19 protein-coding genes and 1 tRNA gene are annotated in these 21,008 nt (G+C 59.4%); 12 read left to right on the forward strand and 8 right to left on the reverse strand.

Features of this window, described 5'->3' with window-relative positions:
* Nucleotides 1-96: 96 nt before the first annotated feature.
* Complete coding sequence (locus QNM96_RS18030; protein WP_283838092.1) at nucleotides 97-2,436, reverse strand: amino acid permease; 2,340 nt, start codon at nucleotides 2,434-2,436, stop codon at nucleotides 97-99.
* 372 nt (nucleotides 2,437-2,808) lie between these two features.
* Between QNM96_RS18030 and QNM96_RS18035 the strand changes: the two genes are divergently transcribed.
* Nucleotides 2,809-3,090, forward strand: coding sequence for an amphi-Trp domain-containing protein (locus QNM96_RS18035; RefSeq protein ID WP_283838094.1), 282 nt, complete (start codon nucleotides 2,809-2,811; stop codon nucleotides 3,088-3,090).
* A 60-nt stretch (nucleotides 3,091-3,150) separates the two neighbouring features.
* Here QNM96_RS18035 and QNM96_RS18040 read toward each other — a convergent pair whose 3' ends face one another.
* Complete coding sequence (locus tag QNM96_RS18040; RefSeq protein ID WP_283838095.1) at nucleotides 3,151-3,558, reverse strand: hypothetical protein; 408 nt, start codon at nucleotides 3,556-3,558, stop codon at nucleotides 3,151-3,153.
* 58 nt (nucleotides 3,559-3,616) lie between these two features.
* On the opposite strand from QNM96_RS18040, the gene QNM96_RS18045 reads away from it, so the two are divergent.
* The 5 genes from QNM96_RS18045 (at nucleotide 3,617) to QNM96_RS18065 (ending at nucleotide 7,468) form a co-directional block, all read left to right on the forward strand.
* Nucleotides 3,617-4,252 carry an adenylate kinase gene (locus QNM96_RS18045; RefSeq protein ID WP_283838096.1) on the forward strand — a complete coding sequence of 212 codons (636 nt, stop codon included), beginning with the start codon at nucleotides 3,617-3,619 and terminating at the stop codon, nucleotides 4,250-4,252.
* A 165-nt stretch (nucleotides 4,253-4,417) separates the two neighbouring features.
* Nucleotides 4,418-5,368, forward strand: coding sequence for a DUF106 domain-containing protein (locus QNM96_RS18050; protein ID WP_283838098.1), 951 nt, complete (start codon nucleotides 4,418-4,420; stop codon nucleotides 5,366-5,368).
* Between the two features lie 472 nt (nucleotides 5,369-5,840).
* Nucleotides 5,841-6,416, forward strand: a complete 576-nt coding sequence (cmk, locus tag QNM96_RS18055) for a (d)CMP kinase (protein ID WP_283838099.1) — start codon at nucleotides 5,841-5,843, stop codon at nucleotides 6,414-6,416.
* Entirely contained in the window at nucleotides 6,416-7,321 is a 906-nt protein-coding gene (locus QNM96_RS18060; protein ID WP_283838101.1) for an RNA-guided pseudouridylation complex pseudouridine synthase subunit Cbf5, read from the forward strand. The genes cmk and QNM96_RS18060 overlap by 1 nt, the downstream gene beginning before the upstream one ends.
* 76 nt (nucleotides 7,322-7,397) lie before the next feature.
* Nucleotides 7,398-7,468 (forward strand) — tRNA-Pro (locus tag QNM96_RS18065).
* 459 nt (nucleotides 7,469-7,927) lie between these two features.
* Here QNM96_RS18065 and QNM96_RS18070 read toward each other — a convergent pair.
* Both QNM96_RS18070 and QNM96_RS18075 read right to left on the reverse strand, forming a co-directional pair.
* Nucleotides 7,928-8,344: an EamA family transporter gene (locus QNM96_RS18070; RefSeq protein ID WP_283838102.1), complete on the reverse strand. Its 417-nt coding sequence runs from the start codon at nucleotides 8,342-8,344 to the stop codon at nucleotides 7,928-7,930.
* A complete protein-coding gene (locus QNM96_RS18075; protein ID WP_283838103.1) occupies nucleotides 8,344-8,766 on the reverse strand; it encodes an EamA family transporter in 423 nt (140 codons plus the stop codon). Before QNM96_RS18075 ends, QNM96_RS18070 begins: the two co-directional genes overlap by 1 nt.
* A gap of 326 nt (nucleotides 8,767-9,092) precedes the next feature.
* On the opposite strand from QNM96_RS18075, the gene QNM96_RS18080 reads away from it, so the two are divergent.
* From QNM96_RS18080 to QNM96_RS18090, 3 genes are all read left to right on the forward strand, one after another.
* Nucleotides 9,093-9,566, forward strand: coding sequence for a hypothetical protein (locus QNM96_RS18080; protein ID WP_283838104.1), 474 nt, complete (start codon nucleotides 9,093-9,095; stop codon nucleotides 9,564-9,566).
* A 301-nt stretch (nucleotides 9,567-9,867) separates the two neighbouring features.
* Nucleotides 9,868-10,689: a hypothetical protein gene (locus QNM96_RS18085; protein WP_283838105.1), complete on the forward strand. Its 822-nt coding sequence runs from the start codon at nucleotides 9,868-9,870 to the stop codon at nucleotides 10,687-10,689.
* Between the two features lie 141 nt (nucleotides 10,690-10,830).
* The gene (locus QNM96_RS18090) at nucleotides 10,831-11,346 is read left to right on the forward strand and encodes an acyltransferase (RefSeq protein ID WP_283838151.1); all 516 of its coding nucleotides are present in this window, start codon (nucleotides 10,831-10,833) and stop codon (nucleotides 11,344-11,346) included.
* A 69-nt stretch (nucleotides 11,347-11,415) separates the two neighbouring features.
* On the opposite strand, the gene QNM96_RS18095 is transcribed toward QNM96_RS18090, so the two are convergent.
* Both QNM96_RS18095 and rocF read right to left on the reverse strand, forming a co-directional pair.
* Nucleotides 11,416-12,570: an NAD(P)/FAD-dependent oxidoreductase gene (locus QNM96_RS18095; RefSeq protein WP_283838106.1), complete on the reverse strand. Its 1,155-nt coding sequence runs from the start codon at nucleotides 12,568-12,570 to the stop codon at nucleotides 11,416-11,418.
* Nucleotides 12,571-12,837: 267 nt separating this feature from the next.
* On the reverse strand, nucleotides 12,838-13,758 hold the full coding sequence (rocF, locus tag QNM96_RS18100; protein ID WP_283838107.1) for an arginase: 921 nt from the start codon (nucleotides 13,756-13,758) through the stop codon (nucleotides 12,838-12,840).
* An 89-nt stretch (nucleotides 13,759-13,847) separates the two neighbouring features.
* On the opposite strand from rocF, the gene QNM96_RS18105 reads away from it, so the two are divergent.
* The 3 genes from QNM96_RS18105 to QNM96_RS18115 all read left to right on the forward strand — a co-directional run bounded on the left by QNM96_RS18105 (nucleotide 13,848) and on the right by QNM96_RS18115 (nucleotide 16,320).
* On the forward strand, nucleotides 13,848-14,528 hold the full coding sequence (locus QNM96_RS18105; RefSeq protein WP_283838108.1) for a metal-dependent transcriptional regulator: 681 nt from the start codon (nucleotides 13,848-13,850) through the stop codon (nucleotides 14,526-14,528).
* Between the two features lie 147 nt (nucleotides 14,529-14,675).
* A complete protein-coding gene (locus QNM96_RS18110) occupies nucleotides 14,676-15,608 on the forward strand; it encodes a metal cation transporter (protein ID WP_283838109.1) in 933 nt (310 codons plus the stop codon).
* Nucleotides 15,609-15,786: 178 nt separating this feature from the next.
* A complete protein-coding gene (locus QNM96_RS18115) occupies nucleotides 15,787-16,320 on the forward strand; it encodes an Rrf2 family transcriptional regulator (RefSeq protein ID WP_283838110.1) in 534 nt (177 codons plus the stop codon).
* Between the two features lie 118 nt (nucleotides 16,321-16,438).
* Here the strand turns inward: QNM96_RS18115 and gyrA are convergent, their stop codons facing one another.
* Together gyrA and gyrB are read right to left on the reverse strand one after the other, a co-directional pair.
* Complete coding sequence (gene gyrA / locus QNM96_RS18120; protein WP_283838111.1) at nucleotides 16,439-18,955, reverse strand: DNA gyrase subunit A; 2,517 nt, start codon at nucleotides 18,953-18,955, stop codon at nucleotides 16,439-16,441.
* 16 nt (nucleotides 18,956-18,971) lie between these two features.
* Nucleotides 18,972-20,903, reverse strand: coding sequence for a DNA topoisomerase (ATP-hydrolyzing) subunit B (gene gyrB / locus QNM96_RS18125; RefSeq protein WP_283838112.1), 1,932 nt, complete (start codon nucleotides 20,901-20,903; stop codon nucleotides 18,972-18,974).
* Between the last annotated feature and the right edge of the window lie 105 nt (nucleotides 20,904-21,008).

Genomic DNA, 21,008 nt, shown 5'->3' on the forward strand with positions numbered 1-21,008 from the left:
GCGCTATTCGTCGCCAGAAACCGCGTATTACCGCTCAAATCGGCCGATGACGCGAATATGTTCGGCCGCTCCGAAATGGGCCCCGTTCGATGACCGTTACTCCTCTCGTCGGCCGAACAGCTGTTCGCGGAGCGTCCGCGAAGAACGTTTTTCGGTCAGAAGCACCGGTACGTCGAGTCGTTCGACGATGTCCGAAACCTCCGATCCGCGAACGTATCTCGAGAGCAGGCCGCGTCTCGTCGCGCCGATAAGTACCATCGAGTGATCCGCCGCTTCCCGCTCGATAGCGCTTCCGACGTCGCCCGAATCGTCGACCCGACGCGTCGCGTCCGCGAGGTCGTTCTCTGTCGCCCACTCGCTGATGAACGCTTCGCCCTCCTCGCGTTCTTCGGGGCTATCGACGACGTGAAGCAGAGTGATCTCGCTCTCATACTCCTCGTGGAGTGCGCGAGCGATCTCCCCACTGAGTTCTGACTCCTCGCCGCCGGCTGTCGGAACCAGCAGTCGATCGGGTGCGACTTCCTCCCCGTTGAGTACGAGAACGTCGGCTGGCAGGTCGGTAGTCAACTCCTCGAGCGGTCGTTCGACGCGACCGCTCTCGAGCATCGAGCCGCCGCTTCCCATGACGATCGCCTCGATGTTGTCGGCTCGTCCGGCGTCGAAGACCTCGTCGAGCGAGCGGTGGGAAATGATCGTCTTCGTCTCGACGTCGACGTCGAACGTTTCGGTGCTTTCCTTGGCGTCGGCGAGCAGTCGTTCGGATTCGGAGCTCACTCGATCGAGCTGGTCTGCACCCTGTTGTAGCGGCGTCTGATCCGGAACCTGCACGATGTGTGTCGCCAGAACAGAACCATCTTTCTCCCGCGCGAGCGCGCTCCCGAGGGTAAGGAGTGCGCGTTCCGTTCGCGGATTCGCGATGGCGACCATCACTTGCGGTTCGTCCTCGCCGTGTGGTTTGACAGCGCTAACGGCCGAGACCGCTGGATCGGGCATTTCGTCGGAGCGCTCGAGGATGTAATTACTCAGTAGCCCCTCCCGATCGGTGTTGTGCCGGGCGTAGATGAAGTACCAGACGACCGCGAAGACGACGAACAGCAACCCGATAGCGGACGCAATGGGGTCCATGAAGTAGATCAACGCGAGCGAGAAAACGAAGCCGAGAATCGGCGTGAACGGGTAAAACGGCACCGTAAAGTCCGGGTCGTACTCGGGCGCGTCGGCCTCCCGGAAGACGATCAACGAGACATTGATCAGCGCGTAGACGACCAGGTGGAGCACGCTGGCCGCACTCGAGAGGATTTCAACCGTTTCGCCAAGAACGATGATGAAGACGACGATCATCGCTCCGGTAACGGCGATCGAACGGTACGGCGTCGCGTAGGTCGGGTGGATTTCGTTGAGCGAGTCGGAAACGATCTTGTCCCGTCCCATCGCAAAGTTGATTCGTGCGGACGCGAGGATCGACGCGTTCGCGCTCGAGGCGGTCGCCAGGAGTGCGGCAAGGGTAATCGATGTTACGCCGACGCCCAGTGCGGAGACGTCGAATCCGGCGACTGCGAATTGGATATCGAAGACGACTCCCGCGGCTTCGGACATGGGAGCGTCTTCGTCGAGGACATCGTAAGGGATCAGTCCCATCAGCAGGCCGACGAGGATCGTGTAGATGACCATCACGATCGCGACGCTCCCGATAATCGCGATCGGAAGGTTTCGACCGGGATTCTTGAGTTCTTCGCCGATAGTGGCGATCTTCGCGTAGCCGAGATAGGAGACGAACACGAGTGCGGCACCCGGCAGGATTTCGAACGTTCCTTCAGGGGTGAGGCTGCCGCCGGTCATGACCGTGTCCCAGTCGAACGAGAAGAACCCGACGACGGCGAAGATTGTGAGGATACCGAGCAACAGCGTGACGATCACCGTCTGAATGCTTCCCGTTTCTTTCGCGCCGATATAGTTGACCCCGACGAAGAGCACGCCCGCGATTATCGCGCCGATCTGGATCCCGCCCAGCGTGAACGGACCGAGACCGATCGTCGGGAGCAACGCGACGGAACCGAGCAGTGGCAACGAAATCGTGACACCCTCGAGGAGATCCGCCAGATAGCCACCGAATCCGATGCAGTAGAACGCGGAGGCGAACGCGAGACCGATCCAGTCGCCCATCCCGGAAATCGATCCGAACAGCGGTCCGAGTGCGCGGTTGATGTAGTAGTACGCACCGCCGGCTTTCGGCATCGCCGTTCCCAGTTCGCTTACGGACATCGCGTTGATCAGTGCGATCATCCCACCGAGAACGAACGAGGCGACGACGGCCGGACCGACCTCCTGTGCGGCCACGCCCGGCAGGACGAAAATACCCGCACCGATCATCGTCCCGATACCGATCGTCAGCGCGGAGAGGAGTCCGAGATCTTTCGCGAGCTCTTCGTCACTCATTTTCGGCGCTCACCCCATCTACGGTACCGAAACACGCTTTGACGGGCACCGACTGCGCTACTCGATTGCTATTGTCCCTCTGTGCTACCCATTCGACATCGAATTGTCGTCTCAACGGCCGGCTGTCGGCGTGTTGTGGAGGCTGCTTGCTTTTACCATCCATTCAATACACCCTCGTGAATCCGCCCTCGAAACTGCAGACAAAAGATCCGCCTGAACGTCATTTCGTCTGGTATCATGTGCGGAGCAAGACCCTCAGGAGGTAAAAATAGGACGGTATCGAAGACAGATCACCGTTTAAGAACGTCTTCTATCGTCCAGTCACCGAAACCCGGGCGATACTCTTTATATTACCGCTTCCCTACAATTCGTATGCCAGAAGAAGTACTCTTCTCGTTCGAGCGGCGGATGGATCGAGCAGAAATCGCTGATTACCTTCGAACGGTCGCCGACACGCTCGAGGGGTCGGACGACCTGACGCTCGAAGCGGGATCCGAGTCGGTGACGATGGAGCCGCCATCTCGCCCGACGTTCGAAATCAAAGCCGAGCGAGAAACCTCGAGTTCCGGCGGCCCGGCCGAGTTCAGCGTCGAGTTCGAACTCGAGTGGGACGAGGGCGAGGGCGATGAGGACGGATCGCTTTCGATCCAGTAGATACTCTTCGTTCGTAAACGACCACGGGTCAGGTGATCCGTGGGACTCGCGCTATACCCTTTAGATTTCGACGACCCAGACCTTGCTATCTTCAGGGAGGTCGTAGACGCGTTGAATCGCCGCCTCGAGAAACTGTGCGATCCGGTTCGGATCCGCTTTCGCGCTCACACGCGCGTTTGTTCCGTCGGCGTTTTCCGGACGCGTTAGTTCGTCGATCTTGAACGCGGGAAACTCCGAAAGCAACGATTTCAGGCGCTCGAGTTCCTCGTCCGTACAGTCGAGGTTCACAATACCGTCCGCGAACTGGAGCCACGGAACGCCGAGTTCGGCGGTTTCGGCGTCCGTTCCGAGTGCCCCTTCGTCGACCTCGATCGTCAGAAACGGACTTGCTCGCTCGCGGTGGGCGGTAATCGCGTCGATGAACAGTGACCGGCGCTCTGTGGGTTCGGCCGCATCAAATCGGCTCATACCGACTCCACGTCCTCGTTTCTTTAAGACTTTATGCGACGGTGCGTTAGGTCTCCGTATGGCACAGCCACGAATTCTGATCCTGGGGGCACCCGGGGCCGGGAAAGGAACACAGAGCGCGAAGATCACCGAACACTTCGATATCGACCACATTACGACCGGCGACGCCTTGCGAGGAAACAAGGAGATGGACATCTCCCACCTCGACCTCGAGTACGACACGCCCGGCGAGTACATGGACGCCGGCGAACTGGTCCCTGACGAAGTTGTCAATGCCATCGTCGACGAAGCGCTGTCGCAGGCCGACGGCTTCGTTCTCGACGGCTATCCGCGGAACCTCGAACAGGCCGAGGAACTCGAGGGAATGACCGATCTCGATCTGGCACTCATGCTCGAGGTCAGCGAGGAGGAACTCGTTCACCGACTCACCGGCCGCCGAATGGATCCCGAAACCGGCGACATCTATCACGTCGAGTACAATCCCCCGGAAGACGACGAGGTCGAAGAACGTCTGGTTCAACGCGACGACGATACCGAAGAAACCGTCAAAGAGCGACTTCAGGTCTACCGAGAAAACACCGAACCGGTAATCGAGCACTACGAGGACGAGGGAGCGCTCGAACGCGTCGATGGCGAGCAAGCCCCCGAGCAGGTCTGGCAAGACATCAAGGAAACGATCGAGTCGGAAACCTAAACTGCTCAGTGGTCGAGACGGTTCCGTGATCGCGACGATTTCGTTTCGAAGTTCGACGGAGGCGCTCTTCTTCGGATAAATAGTCGACACAAAAGAGCCCCCGGTGTGGGCCGTTCGGTGCCGAAGATAAACACTTGTATATCGGACCACCCAAAGAGCGAATAGATGACGCGTACAGCCGATAAAATCAATTCTCTCGTCCGAGAGGACGGCTCGATGACCGAGGCGCTCGAGTCGATCCGCGAGACGGCGGATCAAAACGGCGGAGAGATCGAATGGTCGGACGTCCGCGACGACCTCACGAGCGGGCAGTGGGGACGACTGATCGAGAAGGGGATCCTCGTCGACGGCGAGGAAGGATTCGAAATTGCCGATCGAGAGGCCTACGACGAGGCGCTCGACGGTGACGGTGACGGCGGCGGTATCGACGTTCCCGATGTCGACATCGACGAAGAGGGAGCAAAGTGGTCACAGTGGGACAAGATGGCAGCCGTCGGCTCCGTGCTCTTGATGATCGGCTATTGGCTCGACTCCGTTCGTAATACGGTCGGGGGTACGGTCGACATGGTTTTCGGTCCGCTCGATGCGGCCCTCCCGTTCTACGCCGTGATCCTTGCGGTTGCGATGCTCACGGGTCTGTACTCGACCTTGTTACAGGCGAATCTGATGAACACCGAACGCATCGGCAAGTATCAAAAGCGGATGAAGGCCATGCAGGAAAAACAAAAGGACGTCCGCGAGCGCAAGAAAGAAGCCGAAGAGCGCGACGCGAGCGAGGCGGAACTCGAGGCGCTCGAAAACGAGATGCAACAGGCTCGCGAAGAGCAGATGGAAGCCATGGCCGACAACCTCGGGATGTTCAAAGAGCAGTTCCGACCCATGGTTTGGATCATGCTCTTTACCATCCCGCTGTTCCTCTGGATGTACTGGAAAGTGCCGACGCTCGAAGGTGCCGAACAGTACGTCGTCATGCCGCTCGTCGGCGAAGTCCAGTGGCAGGAAGGACTGCTCGGACCGATGTTCGCCTGGATTGTCTGGTACTTCCTGTGCTCGATGGGCTTTACGCAGTTGCTTCGGAAAGCGCTGAACATCGACATGACGCCCTCGAGTACCTGAGACGACCGTATCTCCTCGAATGTCTTGATCCAATTCCGTTGAAAATTTTTCCTTCGAATCCGCAGTAGGCAAACGGGTACCGCACCGTTATTCGCCTTCTTCGTTATCAGTAACTGGTGATCCTGTTTTGTAGCCAAAGAGTGTCTCGAACTGCGCAATAAGTACAGGTTGAGGACGCATCGAATGGAGTGCAAATGACTTATTCGTCATTTCCGCTTCTCCACTCGAAGTATTCGAGCACCTCCATCAAAATCACGCCGATTAGAAGGAATAGCGCCCCAGTTGCAGCAGCGGTAACTTCCATACCACGAGTTGTCTCTGATTCATTATAAATCGAACTGTCAACAACCACACGTAGTTACCGAATCGACCGAATATTTATTCGGCGTTGAAGTTCGACTCGAGACTGTGAATGCCGACTGGGTCGCATCGCATTCAAAACCCATTTTACCCGGTAGCGTGGAGGTGAGATATGTTACTCACCGTCTCCGGACCGCCGGGAAGCGGAAAGAGCACGACAGCGGGGTTGCTTGCTGACGCCTTCGATCTCTCTCACGTAAGCGGCGGTGATATCTTTCGCGAACTCGCCGACGAACGCGGCTATACGCCCCTCGAGTTCAACAAACTCGCCGAAGAAAACGATCAGATCGACCACGATCTGGATCGCCGCCTTCGGGAGATTGCCACCGAAGAGGACGATCTCGTACTCGAGTCTCGACTCGCTGGCTGGCTCGCGGGCGATTACGCGGACTTTCGGTTCTGGCTCGATGCCCCCGCGAGCGTTCGTGGCGAGCGGATCGCCGAGCGAGAGGACAAAGACCCGGCCCGGGCGACGGAGGAAACCCAGGCTCGAGAGGCGAGCGAGGCCCAACGGTACGAAGAGTACTACGGGATCGATATCCGCGATCTGACGATCTACGATCTCTCGGTCAACACCGCCCGCTGGGAACCGGACGCCGTCCTCGATATGCTCGTTACCGCGGTCGACGAGTTCGACCGCGAAGGTGACGAAGGACAAACCCCGATCGAATTGGACTACGAGTTTTGATGAGTCTTCGCGGCCCACCGAACGACCGTTCGCCCGCCGAGTTGCTCACCTTCGGCGTTGTCAACCTCGACAAACCGCCCGGCCCGTCTTCCCACCAGGTCAGCGGGTGGATCCGAGACGCGGTCAGCGATTCGCTCGAGCGAGCCGACGCCGGAACGACGATCGATCGCGCCGCTCACGCCGGAACGCTCGATCCGAAGGTTACCGGCTGTCTGCCGGTCATGCTCGGGGATGCGACCCGCCTCGCCCAGGCGTTTCTCGAGGGGCAAAAGGAGTACGTCAGCGTCCTCGAGTGTCACGCTCCGGTTCCTGCGGACGCCGAATCCGTGATTTCGGCGTTCGAGGGGCCGATCTATCAGAAACCGCCCCGGAAAAGCGCCGTCTCGCGTCGCCTGCGCGTTCGCGAACTGTACGATCTGGAGGTTCTCGAGGCGACCGAGCGACAGGTCCTGTTACGAATTCGCTGTGAGAGTGGCACCTACGTCCGAAAGCTCTGTCACGATATCGGATTGGCGCTCGGAACCGGCGGCCACATGGGGCACCTTCGCCGGACGGCGACGGATCCCTTCGACGACCGAACGCTCCACACCGCCGAGGAGTTCCTCGACGCGCTCGAATTCTGGCTCGAGGACGACGATCCGGAACCGCTTCACGAGATCGTCCTCCCCGGGGAACGGATCCTCGAGCACATTCCCTCGGTCGTCATCGCCGAAAGTGCCGCCCGCGAGGTCGCCGAGGGCGCGCCGGTGTACGCTCCCGGCGTGCTCGAGGTCCCCGACGTCGACCGTGGCTCGCTCGTGACCTGTTACACCCCCAACGGGGCGGCGGTCTGTCTCGGGACGCTCGTCGGCGACGCCTCGAGTGAATCGGGGACGGTCGTGGAACTCGAGCGGGTTCTGGTCTGATCCTCGAGGGCGGCCCGGTCGGGCGGTCCTCGCGAAACGACACGCTTAAACAGCCCACTCCCATCGATCAATATGCGGGACCGTGGGGTAGTGGTATCCTCTGCGGATGGGGTCCGTAGGACCTGAGTTCGACTCTCGGCGGTCCCATTTTTCAGACACAACGAGCAAAGGAGCGTAGCGACTGTTGCGATGTGTGGAAGGAAAATGGGTGCAGGGAACAGCTTGTCTGTGACTGCGGTCCCACTTTCTGTCGCGAACAATTCTGTGAGCGACAGCAATGGAGGAGCCGAGGTCGAGCATGCGTATCTCAACGGTTCCACACTTTGGGGAAGTTGTCTAGAAAACACCTCACTTCGCTATTCTTCGGTCTCGAGGCAGATTCCAGATTTTACCTCGAGGAACGTCGTCCCGCCGCAGGTGCATCCGTTTCGGACGCCGATGGGGAGTACCGATCAGTCCGCTTGTTCGCGCGCCGCGTACGCCGATCCACAGTCGGCACAGACGCCCATCGTTCGAACTTTTTCACCAGTCATTCCACGGCAAGGCCGCCAGAGCGGTTAAGTATGATTGATCGGAGCAGCCGTGCGACGGCCCGTCGTCGAGCGATCAGATAGACATGAGGACGATAGCCAACACGGCGAACCCGATGCCCGCCGCCTTCCGAACCGTGAGCGACTCCTCGAGGAAGGCGATGCCGATAACAGAGCTCACGGCGATGAAGAGGCCGTAGATCGGGACGACGACGCTGACCGGCCCGAGCTCGAGCGCGCGGTAGTACGCCAGCAAGCCGACGGCAAGTGCGACTCCCCAGGCGATGACGTAGGTCATCTTGGAGTGGCGGAGATATGGACGGACCGAAACCCCTCTGTAGAGTAACACGCCGCCGATCAGTACGAGCATGACGAAATTCGAGAGGAAGACGGCCACGGTGCTCGGGATCGTTTCCATCGCGATTTTCATCAGCGGGGCTACCAGGCTGTAAGCGACGAACGCGACGAGCGAGAGGCCGAGATATCGCCGCATTATCGCTCGTCACCCGCGCTGAAATAGATCGCGACGATGGCACAGACGATCCCGGCACCTCGAGTCACCGACAGCGTCTCCTCGAGGAAGACGATACCGATGACGGAACTCCCGACGATGAACATCCCGAAAATCGGGACGACGACGCTCACCGGCCCCGCCTCGAGGGCGGACGCGTACGCCAGGATACCGACCGTGAGGAAGAACCCGCCGACGTAGATGTAGACGGCGTCCTGAGAAATCACGGTGGCCGGCTCTCCGGTACCTGTCAGTACCAACACGCCGGTCGTAATCACCAGGAAGACGATCGTTGCAAAGAACAGACCGACTGCGGCCGGGATGTCTCGAGTCGCGATACTCGTAAGCGGAGCGACGACAGAATACGCGAGCAGTGCGACGATCACCCACAAAAGATACTCCATGTCGTTCTGTGGTTCCGAGTCGGGTATATCAGTTGTTGCCATTTTGTTTGATCGCCTTCGTTTGTCCGATCGTCCTGCCTCAAACGTGCGTTCAGCGGGTTTTCGAGTCGGTGAACGGCAAACGAGTCCGACCGTCGGCCGGCGAAGCGTCAAATCTATCCGTCGAGTCTCGTGGATACGCTGGAGGGCGATTCCCCCGTGTTTGTAAAAAGCAATCACGATAATTGGGTCGGCACTACCCGTTCCAGTCCGTTAGTCGACACGTACTGGTGACTAGCAGAACTAAAACCAACGTTTTATCAGTAATTGCCTCCATTTTTACGGTAATGAGTTCAAATGTATTTCTCGTGCCGTACGACTCCGAAGATTTCGAGCAAACGGTTCTCTCCGAAGTCGATCTGGGCGAATTTCCAGATCACCCCGCGGAGTTTTCCCAGTCTGGGCCGGTCCGGTTCTGGGGTGCACGCGAAGGCTCGAACAACGAAACCTATTTCGAGAAAATGGACGAGGGAGACCTCCTGCTGTTCTATCACGAAGGCGAATATATCGGGACTGGCCGAGTCGGAACCACGTTCGTGGACAACGACGAATGGGCGAGTACAACGTTCTGGAACGGCGATACCGCCACGTTGATCTACACAATCGAAGAGTTCACGTCGGTGTCCGTTCCGAAAGCCGCACTGAACAACATCTTCGATTACTCCGACGGGTACAACCCGCAGGGGCTCATTCGAGTCGCTGACAACCGAGTCGATAACAATCTCGACGCGATCGAGCTCGCCGTCCAGAAGTACAACTAGCTGGGACTCGATCACACGTCCGGTCACCGCTTTGGCTCTCGAGAGCGCTGGCCGCGACTTCCGGGCGAGACCGAAAAAACGTTGACGGGAACACCCACGAGATGACAGGTCCGACGCGCCACGGGCGCCGTGCTGTCGCCTGGGGGAACGGCGACGTTCCGTAATCCACGAACTGGATCTTTAGCCTTCCCTCGCTGCTCAGTGGCGGCGAGACACCGGAACAGTGGAATCGACCCAGAGCAACGACTCGGTCGCTCCATCCATCAGCGGACTTATCCGCTGGCTTGACCCACCGTCGACTATGACTGTCGTCCTCGCCGGTGTCGGCGCTGACAGCACGAACCTCGGAACGCTCGGAAGCCTCACCGAGGACGGGTGTTTCGATTACATTCCGATCCCCGAGAAAACCAGTCAGACCAGCGAACCCGAAACGCTCGGATCGTGGCCGCTCCGAACCCGTGACGATGTCGCGGCCGATCTCGCAACGACGATCTCGCCTCAACCGGTCGCGGACGGCGAAATGCGCGTCTCCGGCGACGAACTTGCCGAGTGGCCGCTTCACCGAGACCCGAATTTTGATGCACTAACCTACGGAGAGCATCGAACCAGCGGATACGTCGGTCGGTTACGAGCCCTCGAGCCGGGCGATATCGTCGGCTTCTACGCCGGACTTCGGCGACCGGACGGTGACCGCGCGCATCGATACCTCATCGGCTACTTTACCGTCGAGGAGGTCGGGGTTCTCGAACCCGATACGCCCGCCGGTCGACGACGGCAAATTCTCGAGACGCATTCCGAAAACGCCCATGCAAAGCGTGCACGCGACGGGAAAGCGTACCTCGAGGACAAGACGATCGTGATGATCAATGGCCGAGAACCCGGCGGGTTGTTCGATAGGAATCCGGTTCGACTCAGCGACTACTACGTCAAATCCGGCAACGAGCGGGCGCAGTACTACCTCCGCGAGGAGGTCGCCGACGCGTTTTCGGTCGTTGCGGGCGGGGAGAACATGATGTACAAGCCGGCCTACCGCTGTTCGATGTCCGCCGACTCGTTTTGCGACCTCGTTGGACTTCCCGGCGAACGCTCAAGCGGGGAGCCGTTCGGTGGGAAACTCGAGTGAGTCTTCGCTCGCTGCTCGAGGGACCGAAAAATCAGTCGGTTTCATGATGAAAGACGACGAACGAACGAGACAGTGACCGACGATACGGATCAAGGCGACGGGACGAACCGCCGACACGACCGCGTTCGGGTTCATCCGACGATGGGCCCATCGAACTCGCTCGCTCACTGGACGACCGCCCGGAATCCGATGCGGGTCGCGATCAACTACATCGTTGTCTGGCTCGTCCGGCTCTCGCCGAGCCTCGTGCTCAAGCGGTGGCTGATGCGTCGAATCGGCGTTACCGTCGGAGACGGCGTCTCGTGGGGACTCGAGGCGACGCCGGACGTGTTCTGGCCCGAACTGATCACCGTCAGGGAGCACGCGATCGTGGGCTATGACGCGACGATCCTCTGTCACGAGTTTTTACAGGAAGAGTATCGAACGGGCGAGGTCATCGTTGGCGAACGGGCGATGATCGGTGCCGGAGCCATCGTACTCCCCGGCGTCGAAATTGGGGCCAACGCGCGCGTCGCGGCGAACTCGCTCGTGACGCGAGACGTTCCCGCCGAGACGACTGTTGCGGGTGTTCCGGCGCGACCGATGGGTACCGACTCGAGCGACGAATCCGGTGATAGGACTCCCGATGATGTCGAATGCGACTCCGAGTCGAAGTGAACTCGGATCGAGAACGAAAGCTGGCCGAAATAGAACGATACTGGGCGTCTAAGGGAGAAACCGGCTGAATTACAGCGAGGACCAGGACTTTCGGGCCCGGTTCCAGGAGGTGATGTCGGCGATCCAGCGGGCGGCGATGAATTTCTTCAGGTTCTGGGCGGAGAAGCCGCCGAAGGTATCGAACGGAAGCATCTTGACGTCGTGGGCGACGGCCTTCTCGCCGACCGAGATGACTGTCCCTTTGTCGTCGTACTCCCAGGTTTTTAGTGGTCGACCCTCGATCGCTCGAGAGATGTTTTCGCCGACGACTTCGGCGGCTTGCCAAGCGGCCTGGGCCGTCGGTGGTGCGGGCTGGTCGCCCTGATCGATGATGGCCGAGTCACCGATGGCGAAGACGCGGTCGTCGGAGGTCTGGAAGTTCGCCTCCGTGGTGACGCGATTGTGCTCGTTCTCGAGTTCGGTGTCGTCGAGTGCCTCTCGACCGGTGATTCCGCCGGTCCAGACGAAAGTATCGAACTCGAGGGGTTCGCCCTCGTCGAAGTGGATGACCCCTTCTTCAGCTTCCGTGATCGGGTCGTCGGTGTGAATCTGAACGCCCGCATCCTCGAGGAGGTCACGCAGCGCCTGCTGGATCTCCGGATCGTTTCCGGGGAAGATTTCGTCGAGCGCTTCGACGAGGTGGATCTCGATCGGTGCGCGGTGGATATCGCGGAACTCCGCGATTTCGCCCGCCGTCTGGATCCCCGAGAGACCCGCGCCGCCGATGACGATCTGTGCGGGCTCGCCACGTGTCGCGTCCTCGCTGGCTTCTTTGATCGCTTCGTGAATCTCGAGGGCGTCGTCGAGACTCTTGAGCGTGAGCGAGTGTTCGTCGAGACCGGGAATGCCGTAGTAGGCCGTCTGACTTCCGAGTCCGACCATCAGGTAATCGTACTCGACGTCTTCGCCGCCCTCGAGGGAGACGTGCCGTTCGTCGGTGTCGATTCCGGTGACCTCGTCTTTGATGAACTCCGTCGAGCGGTCGGCGATATCGCCGACGGGAACCGTGATATCCGATCGAACGTCGGGGTCACGGATCACGCGGTGGGATTCGTGTAGAACGAGGTGATAGTTGACGTCGGCGATCCACGTGAGTTGGGCGTCAGCATCGAGCTCCGATTGGAGTTTCTTGACCGCGCCGGCCCCGGCGTACCCGGCACCGAGTACGACAACATTCTCTGTCATACCCAACAGTGGGAAACACACTGATACAAAGGTGTTGAAACACAAACCACTGTGCCGCTAGTTCACACACATGTATCCGAAAGACATCATTTCCACGATTGAAAGTTACTCGGTCTATAGTAATTTGTGAAGGCGTCTACCAGAGATTTACGACAAAAAACTCTCTCGACGGCTTACCAACTATCGTTCTAGTTTAACGAATTTCCATTTCGTGAACACGGAACGTTCCGCTTTCGAATTCCTCACTCACAGAACCACGACATCGTCTCACAAAATTCGCTTGCCGAACGCACTCGCGGTGAGTTCGGCGGCCAACGTCGCCGTTTCGTTTGCTTCGTCGAGGATCGGGTTTACCTCGACGACGTCCATCGATCGGAGCACGCCATCCTCTGCATGGCGGGTCGAAACGGTCTCGAGAGCGGAATGCGCTTCTCGGTAGGTAACGCCGCCGCGAACGGGCGTCCCGACGCCGGGTGCGGTTTTGGGATCGAGCCAGTCTAGGTCGAGGCTCACGTGGATCCCGTCGGTCTCGGTTGTCGCGACCTCGAGCGCTTCTTCGACCACGGTCGCAATTCCGCGATTGTCGATATCGGACATCGTAAACGACGTAATATCGCTGTTTCGGATGAGTTCCCGTTCGCGGTCGTCGATACTTCGAAGGCCGACATACGCGACTGACTCTTCGCGGACGCGTGGGGCGTGTGCCCAGTCCATGTCTTCGAAGAGACCGCGACCGAGGGTGGCCCCCAGTGGCATCCCGTGGACGTTCCCGCTGGGCGAGGTTTCGGGCGTGTTGAGATCAGCGTGTGCGTCGAACCAGACAACGCCGAGGTCAGCATCGCGCGCCGACCCGTTCATCGAGCCGATTGCTATCGAGTGATCGCCGCCGAGGACGAGTGGGAAAATCCCCTCTTCGATCGTTTCGTGAACTTGTCGAGCCAATCGAGTATTGACGTCCTCGACCTCTCGGAGGAACTTCGCGTTTCCTCGGCTCGGTTGATTCGCCTCCGGGTCTCGCTCCTCCGCTCGAGGCATTCGAAGATCACCCGAGTCGGTCACCTCGAGGCCGTCGCTCTCGAGTTTCTCGGCGACGCCGGCGTACCTGATAGCCGACGGTCCCATGTCGACGCCTCGTCTGTTCGCACCGTAGTCCATCGGTGCACCGATGATTCGAACGGTCTGGTCCATAATCGGCAGTTCACGTCCAGTCGCTTGGTGATGACGATCCGTTTCCGGCTGTCGACAGATTTAGGGTTAGACGACTCTAAACTACATCTATGATGCTGAGCGACGTGATGGAGGACTACCTCAAAGCCATTTACCAGCTTCAGCGCGGTCAGGACGACCGCATCAAAACCTCCGAGATCGCCTCGGAACTCGACGTCACGTCGCCGACGGTGACGAGCATGCTCGGGAAACTCGAGGAACGCGGGCTCGTCGACCGAGAAAAGTACCGCGGTGTGACCCTAACCGCGGAGGGCGAGACGGTCGCACTCGAGGTCGTTCGCCATCACCGACTCCTCGAATCGTATCTCACTGAACATCTCGACTACGACTGGTCGGAAGTCCACGAGGAGGCAGACCGGCTCGAACACCACATCAGCGAAGACTTCGAACGGCGTGTCGCGGCCGCACTGGACGAACCGGATGTCGACCCGCACGGGTCGCCGATTCCGGGTGCCGACCTCGAGCCACCCGCAGAACGAAATGGGGACTCCGTGACCGAGTTCGAACAGGGCGACATCGTCGTCGTCGAGGAAGTCGCCGACCACGATGCGGAGATCCTCTCGTATCTCGCGGATCACGGCGTCGAGCCCGGCGTCGAACTCGAGATTCTCGAGGTCGCTCCGTTCGGGATGGTGACGACTCGAGCCGCCGATCACGACGATCCCGTGTCGCTTCCGGAGGGCGTGGCACACCACGTTCGCGTTGCCCCGCTTCCCGAACTAGAGTCCTGACGTCCAGGTATTCTCTGCTGTTCCGTTCCATCCAACCCATTAGATTCGACTCAATCTAAGGCTCCGTAGCCAACATATAAGTTTAGACGCCTCTAAATAGCACTCAATGAACTTTTGGGCTTTGCGCTGTCGAGGTGAGTCCGGTCGATGACCGACCGATCGCTCGCCAATCTTCCGCGGTGGGTACTCGCAATCGGTCCCGTCGTGGTCCTCGGATCGATCTTCGTCTTCTTGTACGTGACTTCGCCGTTTGGCGACCTCAGCGGCGTCGAAAACGCGAGCAGACTCGAGATTCTGTGGATGTTGACGATCATCGGCGCGTTGGCCGGCGTTGTTCCCGTCGTCGTCGGAATGCTCTGGTTTCCGTTTATTCGGGCGCTTGATCCTCGATATCTCCATGCGTTTCTGGCGCTCGCGGCCGGTGTCCTGGCGTTCATCGCCGTCGAAATGACCGAAGAGGCGGTCGAACACGCCGGAGAGGCCGAGAGTACGGTTTTCGCTGGAGGACTCGCGGTTCTCGGAGTTGGTGGGACCTTCGCGGTGATGTACGTTGCCAGTAAGTGGCGACACCGAAAGATGGCGACTAGCGGGAAGAGCGGTCTCGAAATTGCCTATCTCGTTGCGCTTGCACTCGGATTACACAGCATCGGCGAAGGGCTCGGTATCGGCGTCGCCTTCATCGGCCAGGACGCTTCGATGTTGACCCTCCTCGTCCTCGCGTTCATCCTCCACAACGTAATGGAGGGGCCGACGGTCGTTGCTGCCGTCGCCCGAGACCGATCCGCGCCGCCGCTTCGACACTTCGCGGCGATGGGACTCATTGCCGGTGGCCCGGTCATCCTCGGTGGGTGGATCGGCAGTTTCGGCGAATCTTCCCTGCTCGCCGTCCTGTTCTATGCGATCGCGGTCGGTGCGATCGTTCAGGCGCTCATCGAGGTCGCGGAACTAATTCGATTCGACGCCGAAGCGGTCCTGACTCGCGTCAACGCAGCAACGTTCGTGGTCGGTTTCATCCTCATGTTTCTGCTCGAGGACGTTCTCACGGACGTGTTGCTCGAGGGATGGCTCGTTCCCGCGTGAGTCCATCTTTGTGACTGTCAGTACTGGTCGTTTGCCGAACGTCGGTATGGGTCGCCACCGGCCCGATCCCCTCTCAAAGAAAGGAAACGCCTTACTACTCACGGGAACAACACAAAATTGTAGAAGAAAACCGGGCTCACCCGCCGGGTTTAAGGAAATCAATTACGTAAGATTCCATATGTCATCAATCGAACTCACACCAAGTCAGAAGAAAATATTGCGCGCCCTCACAAACCTTCACAACGAAACCGACGACGCGATCAAGGGCGAGGATATCGCCGAACAGGTCGATCGAAACCCGGGAACGATTCGCAACCAGATGCAGAGTCTCAAAGCACTCCAGCTCGTCGAAGGTGTCCCCGGTCCGAAAGGGGGATACAAGCCGACAGCGGCGGCATACGAGGCACTCGAGATTCAGCAGATGGACGACCCGGCTTCCGTCCCGCTCGAACACGAAGGTGAGCCTGTAACGGACGTCATCATCGAAGAGATCGATCTCTCGAGCGTCCACCACCCCGAACTCTGTCGCGCCGAAATTCATGTCCAGGGTGCGATCGGCGACATCAACGAGGACGACTCGGTCGTCGTCGGTCCGACACCGCTCTCGAAGCTTCTCATCGAGGGAACCGTCGACGGAAAGGACGATACGAACAACATCCTCATTCTTCGCATCGATGAGATGGTCGCACCGTCCGAAGAACCGGCTCACTGACCGGTTTCAACACCGATCTCTGCTCCTCTTTCTGATTCGTCGGTTTACTTCGGATCGGTCTGTTATCTCGGAACGCAAAATCAGGCCCGCGTATGCCGGTTAGCACTGCGTTTTCCGGTTAACTATCGTCCGATTCGGGTGACTCACTCGCGTCGTCGTCACCCGCAGCGATCGACGGGATAACGTCGACGCTCGCGACGGCATCCTCGGAATTGACGTCCATGATGGTGACGCCCATGGTATTGCGCCCGACCGTCGAGATTTCGCCGGCTCGAGTCCGCATGATCTGTCCGCGTTCGCTCATCGCGACGAGGTGATCGTCTTCCGTGACGGCCTTGACAGCTGCAACGGGGCCGTTTCGATCGTTGGTCTTGATATCGATCAGTCCCTTTCCGTACCGAGACTGAGTGTTGTACTCCGAGAGCAACGTTCGCTTACCGTATCCGTTTCGGGTGACTGTCAACAGCGCGCGATCGTCGTCCCCGTCCCGATCGGTCGCGACGAGTCCGGCGACGGCGTCGCTGGACTCGCCTTCACCCTGGAGTTTGATCCCGTTGACACCGCGGGCGTTTCGACCCATCTCGCGCACTTCGCTTTCGTCAAACCGGATGGTCATTCCCCGTTCGGTCGCGATGACGAGATCGTTCGAACCGTCGGTTACCTCCACGTCGACGAGTTCGTCGCCCTCCTCGAGGCTGGCCGCGATGATCCCCGTCGTGAGGATGTTGTCGAACTCCTCACCCGACGTGCGCTTGACGTAGCCGTTTTTCGTCACCATCGTCACGCACTCGTCGCCCTCGAACGAGTCGGTGTCGACGACCGCCGTAATCTCCTCGCCGTCGTCGAGGTCGAGAATGTTGACGGCGGACTTGCCACGCGCCGTCCGACCCATCTCCGGAATCTCGTAGGTTTTTAGCTGATAGACCTGCCCGTGGTTGGTAAAGCAGAGCAGGTAGTCGTGGGTGTTCGCGTGGAAGACCGTCGTGACGCGGTCCTCGTCTTTGATGTCCGCGCCGATGATCCCCTTCCCGCCTCGGCCCTGGGGGTCGAAGGTGTCGATCGGCATTCGTTTGACGTAGTCGTCTTCGGTCATGACGACGACCACGTCTTCTTCCGGAATGAGATCCTCGTGTGTGACCGTCCCCTGATCTTCGATGATCGAGGTCCGACGCTCGTCGTCATACTCGTCTTTGATCTCGCGAAGTTCGTCTTTGATGACGGTCAGCAGTTTCTGCTCGCTCTCGAGGATCGCAGTCAGACGTTCGATCTCGGCCTGAACGTCCTCGTACTCGTCTTTGATCTCCGCGGATTCCATCGACGTGAGACTGCCCAGTTGCATCCTGACGATGTGCTCCGCCTGAGCCTCGGAGAAGTCGAACTCCTCTGCAAGCCCGGATCTCGCGGCCGATCGATCCTCGGAGTTTCGGATCAGTTCGACGACGTCCTCGACGTTCTCGAGGGCTTTCAGTCGACCTTCGAGAATGTGAGCGCGATCCTCGGCTTCGGCGAGGTCGTACTCGCTTCGTCGGCGCACGACTTCCCGACGGTGGGAGATGTACTCCTCTAAGGTTTCTTTGAGCGAGAGGACCTGCGGTTGGCCGTCGACCAGCGCCAGATTGATAACGCCGAACGTTCGCTCCAAGTGATTCTCGAGTAGTTTGTTCTTGACGACGTCGCTGTTCGCGCCGCGTTTGAGGTCGACGACGATGCGGACGCCGTTTCGGTCCGACTCGTCTCGGAGGTCCGATATCCCCTCGATTTCGCCCTCATTGACGTCTTCGGCGATGCGCTCGACGATTCGGGCCTTGTTCGACTGGTACGGAAGTTCCGTGATGACGATGCGCTCGCGGTCGTTCTTCCACTCTTCGACCTCGAACTCGGCGCGGACGCGGAGCCGCCCGCGACCGCTGGCGTAGGCCGAATAGATGGCATCGCGACCGACGATGTTCGCACCCGTCGGGAAGTCGGGACCCTTGACGTGTTCCATCAGGTCCTCGACGGTCGAGTCGGGCTCGTCGATGAGTTCGACCGTCGCGTCGATCACTTCGCCGAGGTTGTGCGGCGGGATGTTCGTCGACATTCCGACCGCGATTCCCGACGAGCCGTTGACGAGCAGGTTCGGGAACGACGACGGAAGCACGGTCGGTTCCTCGAGTCGGTCGTCGTAGTTCGACTGGAAGTCGACGGTATCCTTGTCGATATCCTCGAGTAGCTCTTCGGAGAGCGAGGACATCCGCGCCTCAGTGTATCGTGGCGCTGCGGCCGGATCACCGTCCATCGATCCGAAGTTCCCCTGCCCGTCGACGAGGGGATAGCGCATCGAGAAGTCCTGTGCCAGGCGGACGAGCGTATCGTAGATCGCGCTGTCGCCGTGAGGGTGGTAGTCACCCATCGTTTCGCCGACGATCGAGGAGGACTTCCGGTGGGCCGAACCGCTGGTAATCCCCATCTCGTACATTGCGTACAGGATGCGTCGGTGGACGGGTTTGAGTCCGTCTCGAGCGTCCGGGAGGGCTCGACCCGCGATGACGCTCATCGCATAGTCGATGTAACTCTGCTCCATCTCGTCTTCAATGCGGACGGTTTCGACCGTCCGGGCCTCTACGTCCGTAGGTTCGGGTACGTCTGAACTCATGTATGTTGTCTCTCTATCAGATGTCGATCCACTCGGCTTCCGGCGCGTTGTCCTTGATGAACTGCTTTCGGGGCTCGACCGCGTCGCCCATCAGCACGGAGAACATCTTGTCCGCGGCCGCGGCGTCCTCGACGGTGATCTGTTTGAGGATGCGGTTGTCGGGATTCATCGTCGTCTCCCAGAGCTGTTCGGGGTTCATCTCGCCGAGACCCTTGAACCGCTGGACCTGGGTCGGATTCCCGTCGCACTTCTCTTCGACGATCTCGTCGCGTTCCGCGTCAGTCATCGCGTCGTAGGTCTCCCCTCGATACCGAATCCGGTAGAGGGGCGGCTGGGTCGCGTAGACGTACCCGCCCTCGAGCAACGGACGCATGTGCCGATAGATGAACGTCAGCAGGAGCGTTCGAATGTGTGCCCCGTCGACGTCTGCGTCCGTCGCCATGATGATCTTCTTGTATCGGATCCCGTCGGTGTCGAACTCGTCGCCGATTCCTGCCCCGATCGCGGTGATCAGGTTCCGAATTTCGTCGTTCTCGAGGATTCGATCGAGTCGATGCTTTTCGACGTTCAGGATCTTTCCTTTGATCGGCAAAACGGCCTGATACTCGGGGTTTCGGGCCTGTTTTGCGCTTCCGCCCGCGGAGTCACCCTCCGCGACGAACAGTTCGGCTTCCTCGGGATCTTTGGTCTGACAGTCCGCGAGTTTGCCCGGTAACGAGGTCGAATCGAGTGCAGACTTTCGCCGAGTCAGCTCTTCGGCTTTTCGGGCCGCCATTCGTGCCTTGGCCGCTTCGACGGCCTTCATGACGACCGCCTGGGCGGTGTCGGGATTCTCTTCGAAGTAGATTCCCAGCCCCTCGTGCATGGCACTTTCGACGATTCCCCGGACTTCGCTGTTCCCGAGTTTCGTCTTGGTTTGGCCCTCGAACTGCGGGTCCGGATGTTTGATCGAAATAACCGCCGTGAGCCCCTCGCGGATATCTTCCCCTTTGAGGTTATCCTCGAGGTCCGAGAGAAGGTCATTTTCCTTTGCGTAATCGTTGACCACGCGGGTGAGTGCGGTCTTAAAGCCGGTGAGGTGCGTCCCGCCTTCGCGCGTGTTGATGTTGTTGGCGAACGCGTGGATCGAGCCCTGCAGTTCCTGGGTCGCCTGCATCGCCACCTCGACCTGAATGTTCTCGTCTTCGTCCTCGAAGTAGATGATCTCCTCGTGCATCGCCGAGCGCGTCTCGTTGAGATACTCGACGAACTCGCGGATACCGCCCTCGTACTCGTACGTTTCGGAGACGAACTGGTCGTCATCGTCTCGTTCGCGCTCGTCACGCAGGGTGATGTGAACGCCGGAGTTGAGGAAGGCAAGCTCCCGAAGCCGGTTCGAGAGCGTCGAGAACGCGAACTGGTCCGTCTCGAAGACTTCGTCGTCGGGCCAAAACGTGATCTCGGTGCCCGTATCCTCGTCGTCTGCGAGGTCCCGAACCCGCTCCATATCGCCCTGGGGTTCGCCGCGTTCGAACGCGTGTTCGAAGACGCCGCCGTCGCGCCTGACCTCGACCTCGAACCGACTCGAGAGGGCGTTTACCACGGAGACGCCGACGCCGTGGAGGCCGCCTGAGACCTGGTAGGACTTGTTGTCGAACTTCCCGCCGGCGTGGAGGACGGTTAAAATCACCTCGAGCGCCGGACGGTCGTATTCTTCGTGGGTGTCGACGGGAATCCCACGGCCATCGTCCGTGACGGTAACGGCTCCGTCGTCGTGGATCGAGACGGTGATATCGTCACAGTGGCCTGCCAGTGCCTCGTCGATCGAGTTGTCCACCACCTCGTAGACGAGATGGTGTAATCCTCGAGAATCGGTAGAACCGATGTACATCGCCGGGCGCTTGCGAACGGCCTCCAGGCCTTCTAAAACCTGAATCTGGCCGGCGCCGTACTCGCTTTCCTGAGACATGAAAACCTGTTTCCGGATAGTGGTTCGGGGGTTAAAAAGGTCACGTACGCGCGCGAGCGCGAACAGAAAATACAAAGCTTGTGACGGTTACTGGATATGTGAAGC

This window comes from Halostagnicola sp. A-GB9-2, from assembly GCF_030068615.1.
Lineage (GTDB): Archaea > Halobacteriota > Halobacteria > Halobacteriales > Natrialbaceae > Halostagnicola.

What these genes read in the sequence shown, in the direction of transcription:
- QNM96_RS18040 (WP_283838095.1), bottom strand. Translation starts at nt 3,558, where the DNA reads ATGAGCCGATTTGATGCGGCCGAACCCACAGAGCGCCGGTCACTGTTC.
- QNM96_RS18105 (WP_283838108.1), top strand. Translation starts at nt 13,848, where the DNA reads ATGATGCTGAGCGACGTGATGGAGGACTACCTCAAAGCCATTTACCAG.
- QNM96_RS18035 (WP_283838094.1), top strand. Translation starts at nt 2,809, where the DNA reads ATGCCAGAAGAAGTACTCTTCTCGTTCGAGCGGCGGATGGATCGAGCA.
- QNM96_RS18060 (WP_283838101.1), top strand. Translation starts at nt 6,416, where the DNA reads ATGAGTCTTCGCGGCCCACCGAACGACCGTTCGCCCGCCGAGTTGCTC.
- QNM96_RS18080 (WP_283838104.1), top strand. Translation starts at nt 9,093, where the DNA reads ATGAGTTCAAATGTATTTCTCGTGCCGTACGACTCCGAAGATTTCGAG.
- QNM96_RS18045 (WP_283838096.1), top strand. Translation starts at nt 3,617, where the DNA reads ATGGCACAGCCACGAATTCTGATCCTGGGGGCACCCGGGGCCGGGAAA.
- QNM96_RS18085 (WP_283838105.1), top strand. Translation starts at nt 9,868, where the DNA reads ATGACTGTCGTCCTCGCCGGTGTCGGCGCTGACAGCACGAACCTCGGA.
- QNM96_RS18030 (WP_283838092.1), bottom strand. Translation starts at nt 2,436, where the DNA reads ATGAGTGACGAAGAGCTCGCGAAAGATCTCGGACTCCTCTCCGCGCTG.
- QNM96_RS18050 (WP_283838098.1), top strand. Translation starts at nt 4,418, where the DNA reads ATGACGCGTACAGCCGATAAAATCAATTCTCTCGTCCGAGAGGACGGC.
- gyrB (WP_283838112.1), bottom strand. Translation starts at nt 20,903, where the DNA reads ATGTCTCAGGAAAGCGAGTACGGCGCCGGCCAGATTCAGGTTTTAGAA.
- QNM96_RS18115 (WP_283838110.1), top strand. Translation starts at nt 15,787, where the DNA reads ATGTCATCAATCGAACTCACACCAAGTCAGAAGAAAATATTGCGCGCC.
- rocF (WP_283838107.1), bottom strand. Translation starts at nt 13,758, where the DNA reads ATGGACCAGACCGTTCGAATCATCGGTGCACCGATGGACTACGGTGCG.
- QNM96_RS18110 (WP_283838109.1), top strand. Translation starts at nt 14,676, where the DNA reads ATGACCGACCGATCGCTCGCCAATCTTCCGCGGTGGGTACTCGCAATC.
- cmk (WP_283838099.1), top strand. Translation starts at nt 5,841, where the DNA reads ATGTTACTCACCGTCTCCGGACCGCCGGGAAGCGGAAAGAGCACGACA.
- QNM96_RS18090 (WP_283838151.1), top strand. Translation starts at nt 10,831, where the DNA reads ATGGGCCCATCGAACTCGCTCGCTCACTGGACGACCGCCCGGAATCCG.
- QNM96_RS18095 (WP_283838106.1), bottom strand. Translation starts at nt 12,570, where the DNA reads ATGACAGAGAATGTTGTCGTACTCGGTGCCGGGTACGCCGGGGCCGGC.
- gyrA (WP_283838111.1), bottom strand. Translation starts at nt 18,955, where the DNA reads ATGAGTTCAGACGTACCCGAACCTACGGACGTAGAGGCCCGGACGGTC.
- QNM96_RS18070 (WP_283838102.1), bottom strand. Translation starts at nt 8,344, where the DNA reads ATGCGGCGATATCTCGGCCTCTCGCTCGTCGCGTTCGTCGCTTACAGC.
- QNM96_RS18075 (WP_283838103.1), bottom strand. Translation starts at nt 8,766, where the DNA reads ATGGAGTATCTTTTGTGGGTGATCGTCGCACTGCTCGCGTATTCTGTC.